Annotated in this window: 7 protein-coding genes; 3 read left to right on the forward strand and 4 right to left on the reverse strand. The window is 41.2% G+C overall.

Annotated elements, in window-relative coordinates:
- Positions 1–111: 111 nt before the first annotated feature.
- Positions 112–1,005, forward strand: coding sequence for a carbohydrate ABC transporter permease (locus M3661_RS27680; RefSeq protein WP_397376564.1), 894 nt, complete (start codon positions 112–114; stop codon positions 1,003–1,005).
- Positions 1,006–1,259: 254 nt separating this feature from the next.
- On the forward strand, positions 1,260–1,370 hold the full coding sequence (locus M3661_RS27685; protein ID WP_217635877.1) for a YjcZ family sporulation protein: 111 nt from the start codon (positions 1,260–1,262) through the stop codon (positions 1,368–1,370).
- Between the two features lie 460 nt (positions 1,371–1,830).
- Here the strand turns inward: M3661_RS27685 and M3661_RS27690 are convergent, their stop codons facing one another.
- The 4 genes from M3661_RS27690 to M3661_RS27705 form a co-directional block, all read right to left on the reverse strand.
- Positions 1,831–2,049 carry a DUF3006 domain-containing protein gene (locus M3661_RS27690; protein WP_028532574.1) on the reverse strand — a complete coding sequence of 73 codons (219 nt, stop codon included), beginning with the start codon at positions 2,047–2,049 and terminating at the stop codon, positions 1,831–1,833.
- Between the two features lie 5 nt (positions 2,050–2,054).
- On the reverse strand, positions 2,055–2,945 hold the full coding sequence (locus M3661_RS27695) for a ComEC/Rec2 family competence protein (protein WP_251490133.1): 891 nt from the start codon (positions 2,943–2,945) through the stop codon (positions 2,055–2,057).
- A 267-nt stretch (positions 2,946–3,212) separates the two neighbouring features.
- Positions 3,213–3,767 carry a BsuPI-related putative proteinase inhibitor gene (locus M3661_RS27700; RefSeq protein ID WP_251490134.1) on the reverse strand — a complete coding sequence of 185 codons (555 nt, stop codon included), beginning with the start codon at positions 3,765–3,767 and terminating at the stop codon, positions 3,213–3,215.
- Positions 3,768–3,921: 154 nt separating this feature from the next.
- A complete protein-coding gene (locus M3661_RS27705) occupies positions 3,922–4,647 on the reverse strand; it encodes an aspartate/glutamate racemase family protein (RefSeq protein WP_251490136.1) in 726 nt (241 codons plus the stop codon).
- Between the two features lie 339 nt (positions 4,648–4,986).
- Here M3661_RS27705 and M3661_RS27710 point away from each other — a divergent pair, with 339 nt between their 5' ends.
- Entirely contained in the window at positions 4,987–6,261 is a 1,275-nt protein-coding gene (locus M3661_RS27710) for an ABC transporter substrate-binding protein (protein ID WP_251490154.1), read from the forward strand.
- The last annotated feature ends 650 nt before the right edge of the window (positions 6,262–6,911 follow it).

Below are 6,911 nucleotides of genomic sequence, written 5' to 3' on the forward strand. Positions count from 1 at the left end.
GTAGAGGAAGGACTCGAACATGATGAGTAACATAGGAGCGGATTTCGATCAGACATTATTATGCTTCGATGGTTACCACTTATAAGTCCAAGAAGATAGGAGGAGAGGAACATGGGGAACCAACCCGTTCAACAGCTTGGCCGCGTGCCTTCCTCTACAAGGAGACGCGCTTCCAACCGGATGTGGAAGCAGGGGGTAGCCGGACTGGTCTGGTTGCTGCTAACCCTGTATGCATTATTGACCCTGTATCCATTACTATGGCTGTTCATCAGCAGCTTCAAGAGCAACGAAGAGTTTTTCTCCTCTCCATTCGGCATGCCAAGCGAGTGGAGATGGGATAACTTCATTCGAGCATGGGATGTAGCGAGCATGAATGTTGCCTTCGGCAATTCCCTGGCTGTTACGGTAATTTCACTTGTGTCCACCCTGCTGATCGGCGCACTTGCAGCGTTCGTATTGTCACGATTCAAGTTCAAGTGGAAGCCGTACATCATGGGATTGTTCCTGCTCGGGATGCTCATTCCGATTCATAGTACACTGGTTCCACTGTTCATTATGATGAAGCAAATGTCCATTCTCGACACCTATGCGGCGCTTGTACTGCCTTATACAGCATTTGAACTGCCAGTTGCGATATTTGTCCTGTCCGCGTATATGACCTCCTTCCCGAAAGAACTGGAGGAAGCGGCGTTGATCGATGGTGCGGGATATACAGGAATCTTCTTGCGGGTTATTCTGCCGCTGTCGATGCCGGCGCTGGCAACCGTAGCTGTACTTGGCTTCCTGCGCTTCTGGAACGACTTCGCATTCCCGCTCGTCTTTATTAGCAATCCGCTGCTGAAGACATTGCCGCTCAGCCTCTCCATCTTCGCGGATGGCTACGGCACGGACTACAGTCTGACGCTTGCAGCACTTAGCCTGTCGGTCGTTCCGACGATTATTATGTACTTGATCTTCCAAGAGCAGATTATGAAGGGAATGCTGGCAGGGGCTGTGAAGGGGTAACAGTGGTGAGAGTATCCGGAGACATGTAATACTGGAAATATCTATACACAACGGTACCGCCAACGAATTTCGTTGGCGGTATTTGTGCTTGATTGGCTGTTGGTTGCAGAAATAAATGTAAATGAGTCTTGCCGAGGGACAAACGCTGCTTGACTTATGTGAATGCCTAATTATTGCTGCTTGGGCAAAGCGCCGTGTCTATCCTTGTTCTCCATCATACTATGTTGTGTACCTAGAGAAAGGAGGTCATCTCAATGGGTGAATTTGCTGGCAGAGGCTGTGGATTTGGAGGCTTCACGAGCACAGGCGCAATCTTAGTTCTGTTTATCTTGTTGGTTATCATCTTGAGTTCTTGCTTTATATAATATGATAGGATTGAACAATATCGTGATCGACTTCAATGACCGACATCATCGTGTTATGCCTTGCTGCTGAAGCAAGGCTGTTTTTATTAGAAGGGAAGGGAATAGCTCGTATGAAGCACTTTTCTTTTCTACACGACATTTACTACATTTACTAGAGTATGCTGGCAAGTCCGAAACCGACTGAGCAAAATGGATGTGTAAGCTACACCCATTTATGTGGCGGTGATCAATCATTTCTTAGCTTTTTACGAACGAGAGCACAAATCTGTACAACAGGATGAATTGATCCGGAAGATTATTACTTTCATAACGCTTACAGTCCTGTGAGAGATTATGTCTCGTAGTCATGGAAAAAGAAAGAGCATCCATAGCAGAGGAATATCTATCCCAGGCTAAGGATGCTTGCAGGTTATCGCAGTCCGTTTTCTATTCTATGGTTGCATATTGTGAAAGCAAATGATTAGTCTTCGAATAACTCATCCATCAGCTGGTCGACTTCTTTTCTGCGTTCTTCTGTAGCTTGTTTGTCAATCGTTATTACATTTCCGACAATATGAACAACATCTCCAACCTCAGCTTCTGCGGGGAGCAGATGCTTCGGATATTCGATGGTATGTCCATCTTCTACTTCAATGGTTACGATATCACATTCAATCTGGTCGATTACCCCTTGAATCAATGTTGTTACCTCGCCTTCTCAAATGATATTGATTTTCCGTCACTTATAGAAATGACAGTGCCTTCTTTATCAGTTCGGAACACTTTGACATTGGCTTTCTTAAGGCGTTTCATGATGACATCTTTCGGATGATTATACTTGTTATCCTTGCCAACGCTGATTACCGCATACGTTGGATGAATTGCTTTTAGGAACTCATCTGAGGTAGACGTATCCGACCCATGGTGGCCGACTTTGTATACATCTGCTTTTAAATTCACGCCGCTGTTGACCATGTCGGTTTCGCTTTTGCGCTCAGCGTCCCCAGAGAATAAGTACGATGTATTTTTGTATGTAACCTTAAGAACTGCGCTCCATGCATTCAAGTCCTTCCCGTAGTCTCCGACTGGAGCAAGGAACTCAGCTTTTACGCCATCTAGCGGGAGTTCACCCCCTGCTTTTGCGGATTTGATCTTGAGCTTTTGCTTTTTGACCGCTAAAAGGAAATCCTCGTAGGTCTTCGTTGTGTGTGATACTCTGGGCGCATATACGGATTTGGCTGGAATCGCATTGAGGACGGTATCCAGTCCACCGATATGATCGGCGTCAGGGTGAGTGGCGATGACTGCGTCAAGTTGTTTAACCCCGTACTGCTTCAAATATTTGACCACGTTCTCTCCTTGACTGTTGTCCCCTCCATCAATTAGGACATGTTGTCCCTTGGGCGTGCGAATTAGGGTTGAATCTCCCTGACCAACGTCCAGATAATATACTTTCAATACGTCTGACGATTGCGCCTTGGGCTTCTCTTGCTTAGGCTTCTCTTTCTGGATGTTTCCTTGAGTTTCCGTACTTGTTGGTGTGCAGGCTGTCAGCAATACGACCAAAAGCAGGAAAGGTATGTATAGTTTCTTCATAGATGCCTCCTTCTCCTATTAACAATATTATCATATTGCAATGGAGGATGAGGATGGTTGATGTTGGTCTCTTTCATGTTATTGCTGCCACCGCATAACATGAAAAGTTAACGAGAAACGACTGTATGTAGAGAAGGGGAAGAAATTTAGGTTCAGCAAAGCACAAAACACCTTCAAGATTATGTTTTATCTTGCGATAAGAACACTCATCAGGAGGTGCTTTTATTTTTCTCACTTTTTTGGGGAACTTCGAATCATTGATAAGGTTTATTTTAGCTCAATGATCGTACTGGCAATCAATTTCGGAGAAGTTGAGGAATCAGTATCAGAAGTGACATCTACTAACATCTTTACCTGAACGGTGTACCGTCCTTTCGGTACCTTCTTTTTTGCCTTGTCCTTGAGATTCCACTCCGCTGTAAACGATAGCTCACCATCCTTTTTCAAATCATGGATGATCAGTTCTTGCGTGAATGCTTTGTTGTCAGACCAGTTGAACACTTCTTCATTGTTTTCATTGTTAACGATGATTTCATATTTATGTGAGCTATAAGAGAGAGTAATATCTTTGCCGGACGTGTTGCGGAGTTTCATATGAATGAGGAGGCGGTCTTTCTTTTTCTCGGTTGATAAAGTAGTTTGCAATGCAGGCTTCGATTCCTTTTTATCCTTGCCCTTGGCGGGCAACGGCTTGATTTGCTGAACTTGATGCTTCGATTGCGACTGCTGCTGCTGATTGGCCGCATATGCGCTTTGCGTACTGCCGACTAGAAAAATAAGTGCGCTTGCCCATACCAGTGGCAGCATGATTGATTTTTTCATTCATATCACCTCATTCTACATAACGTGAGTGGGGGAAAGATTGTTGCATTGAAGTATTGAAATTCGAGTTCATGAAAAGCAGAAGCCCTAGTCAATTGACTAAGGCTTAGGTGCTTCCATTGTCGAGATGGACTTCATATCCGATTGAGAGTTGCTACTCCAGTTCATGACTATCCAGGGATATGGCACCCTTATTTAAAGATATATTTACAGCTTCAACAGCATGTATATAGGTTGTATCAAATACAGGTACTTTAGAATCCTCCGGCTTTACCAATAATCCAATCTCTGTACAGCCTAAAATAATTCCTTCGGCTCCTACTTCGATTAACCCTTGGATCACTTTTTTATAGTAGTCCCTTGATTCCTGATGAATTTTTCCCAAACATAATTCATCATAAATAATCTTATTGATAAGTTCTCTTTCATCGGCATTTGGTACAATAACTTTTATCCCATTCAGTTCCAAGCGGGATTTATAGAAGTCCTGCTCCATCGTATATTTGGTACCAAGTAAGCCGATGGTCCGAAGCCCTTTTTCTTTAATTCGACTTGCCGTTGCATCTGCTATATGTACAATGGGGATATTGATTTTGGATCGGATGTCATCTATAACTTTATGCATCGTATTCGTACAAATAACGATAAAATCGGCTCCTCCTTTCTCCAAAGAGCGAGCAGCGTTAGCTAATACTTCACCAGCCTTTTCCCAATTTCCTTCTGCTTGGTAATGTTCAATTTCCTCAAAATCGACACTGTATAAAAGGCATTTCGCTGAATGCAGCCCTCCCAGTTTTCTTTTCACCTCTTCATTTATTATCCGATAATATTCAACTGAAGATTCCCAACTCATTCCGCCAAGCAAACCAATTACTTTCATGTTGCCCCTCCATTCACACTTTTGCTCGATTTATTCTAACTCGTTCATAACCGCATTTACCACGCAGCGTGTAATGTCTAAGCTATTTCTCCTATTTATTCTCTTATTGCTGCTTGCTGCTCCTTTTTAAATGGTTTAATTATACAAACATTTAGAGAAAATCACAAAGAAGATGTATACATTTACCATGAATAGATATATTGTTGGGATTGGAATTAACCTCCATACCAGTCCGGAAAAGTAGAGTAGTAGAAAAGATAAATCGTTTTATTTTGTTTTCTGGATCAACTGGAGAGTAATAAGGTCATGCTTCATACGATTAAGCGAGGTGTATACCAAATGAAAAAAATGTTGATAGTTTTTGTTTTGCTGACAATCATACTATCTGGATGCTTTAGTAATACTCGTACAGAGCCCGTAACTTTGAAGGTTGTATATGATAGCCAGGAAGAGTTTATGAATAAGTATGGAGACATGTATCGTGTTAAGCATCCGAATATTGAATTTGAAGTAATCCCTTTAAGCCAATATTACAAAGAGGGGCTTTCTGGGGAAATTTATAATACGATTGTTGAAACACAGAAGCCGGACTTGTTGTATGGATTTGATCTCGAAAGTTATAGTACGGAAGGGAAGCTGATTGATCTAGAACCTTTTGTGACTAAAGAATTTTCGAAATCCATTAATCAATATATTCTAGAATACCTGCGTTTTAAAGGATCTGGACGTCTATATGCTCTGTCTCCTACATTTGCAGGAAAAGCACTCTTTTTTAATAAGACAATATTCGATCAATACGCTATCCCTTACCCTACGGATAAGATGAGCTGGAGTGAACTATTTGCATTAGCTAAAAGGCTGCGTGCAGCAGAAGATATACAACAACATACAACAAAGAGTTTCAGTTTTTATTATGCAGGAACTGATTTATTTAGTTTAGCTATGGAAATAGCATCTTCCCAAAATGTAAGGTATCTGAATTCTGATGGCACGAAGATAACGATTAACACGGATAATTGGAAAGATATTTTTGATCCCCTAATTAACGGTTCTCGCAAAGGTTATATAAGTACACAAGATGATATTTCTGATTTAGAAAATCCATACGACGGCGGTGGTCCGTTTGCAAAAGGTCATGCAGCTATGACTGTTGATTATTCGTACTTACTCAATGATCTTAGACATGTTAATTTTAAGTGGGATATCGTAACAATACCGGTAGATCCCGTACAACAAGGCAGTGTCTCAGCGATTCAACCAAATACAGTATTCGCTATCAGCGCTAATTCTAATAAAGTAGAAGAAAGTTGGAAGTTTATTGAATTTATACATAGTGAACAATATGCAAGAACCCTGCAGAAGAGTGGGAGTTATTTTGTATTGCCGGCAAGAGAAGGATTGACAACCAAATTTAACGATATCAATTTGAAAGCATTTTATAGTGTTCCACCGATGGATGAGCCTAGGTTCAGACTAAGTTTTAAGAAATCAAATGCGCTTTATTCCTTAGCAAATGATGAACTGAAGGGAGCGATTACAAACGCCGATCTAGATACTAAAATCTTACTGACTGAATTAGAAACCAAAATGCAATTGATACTAAAACAGAAATAGTGGTGTACACTTTGGACAATTTCTTATTGATGAATATAACACATTATGGGATAAATCGTTGATATTAAAAGGAATCAACAAGAGTTTTGTATGTTTAGAGTTAGGAAAAAAATATGGATTATTTGTAAAAGTGTCTGTTTGGTAGAATGGGTGAAGCGGTGGCATTTTTTAGGGTTTTAGACGTACCTATGAGGAAATGAAACGGAGAAGTTCCTGGGAGATGTTGAACCGCTTTATTTAGTGTTGAACGTATCTATAAGGTATGGAAAGCAGAATATGTAACTTCCTCTAAGTATCCCAAATTGCTCATTCATCTAATAGAGCAGCACAGACGGAATGCAAGGAAGAGTTATGATTAGGGGTATTCAGGGCTGTGAGCAACCCTTTCTGCAGAATTTAATAGAAATGTACTAGAACTTGTCCGACTCTTTGAACATAGGATGTACTAGCTCTTGTGAAAGGAGATGCATTTGAATGGATAACGTAACAGCGAATAGTCTCTCTGCGTTTAGTAGTGCAAGTCTAGATCGGCTACACTTAGTTGGACAGAAAAATTAAGGGCTAGTAGAATTAACACATCATAACAAGGAGCGGATCTACTATGCCAAGAATAAGACGAACATTTACAGATGATTTCAAGAAACAGATGG

Source organism: Paenibacillus sp. MER 180 (assembly GCF_023713665.1).
GTDB classification, from domain to species: domain Bacteria; phylum Bacillota; class Bacilli; order Paenibacillales; family Paenibacillaceae; genus Paenibacillus_B; species Paenibacillus_B suaedae.

What these genes read in the sequence shown, in the direction of transcription:
- M3661_RS27685 (WP_217635877.1), top strand. Translation starts at nt 1,260, where the DNA reads ATGGGTGAATTTGCTGGCAGAGGCTGTGGATTTGGAGGCTTCACGAGC.
- M3661_RS27710 (WP_251490154.1), top strand. Translation starts at nt 4,987, where the DNA reads ATGAAAAAAATGTTGATAGTTTTTGTTTTGCTGACAATCATACTATCT.
- M3661_RS27705 (WP_251490136.1), bottom strand. Translation starts at nt 4,647, where the DNA reads ATGAAAGTAATTGGTTTGCTTGGCGGAATGAGTTGGGAATCTTCAGTT.
- M3661_RS27680 (WP_397376564.1), top strand. Translation starts at nt 112, where the DNA reads ATGGGGAACCAACCCGTTCAACAGCTTGGCCGCGTGCCTTCCTCTACA.
- M3661_RS27695 (WP_251490133.1), bottom strand. Translation starts at nt 2,945, where the DNA reads ATGAAGAAACTATACATACCTTTCCTGCTTTTGGTCGTATTGCTGACA.
- M3661_RS27700 (WP_251490134.1), bottom strand. Translation starts at nt 3,767, where the DNA reads ATGAAAAAATCAATCATGCTGCCACTGGTATGGGCAAGCGCACTTATT.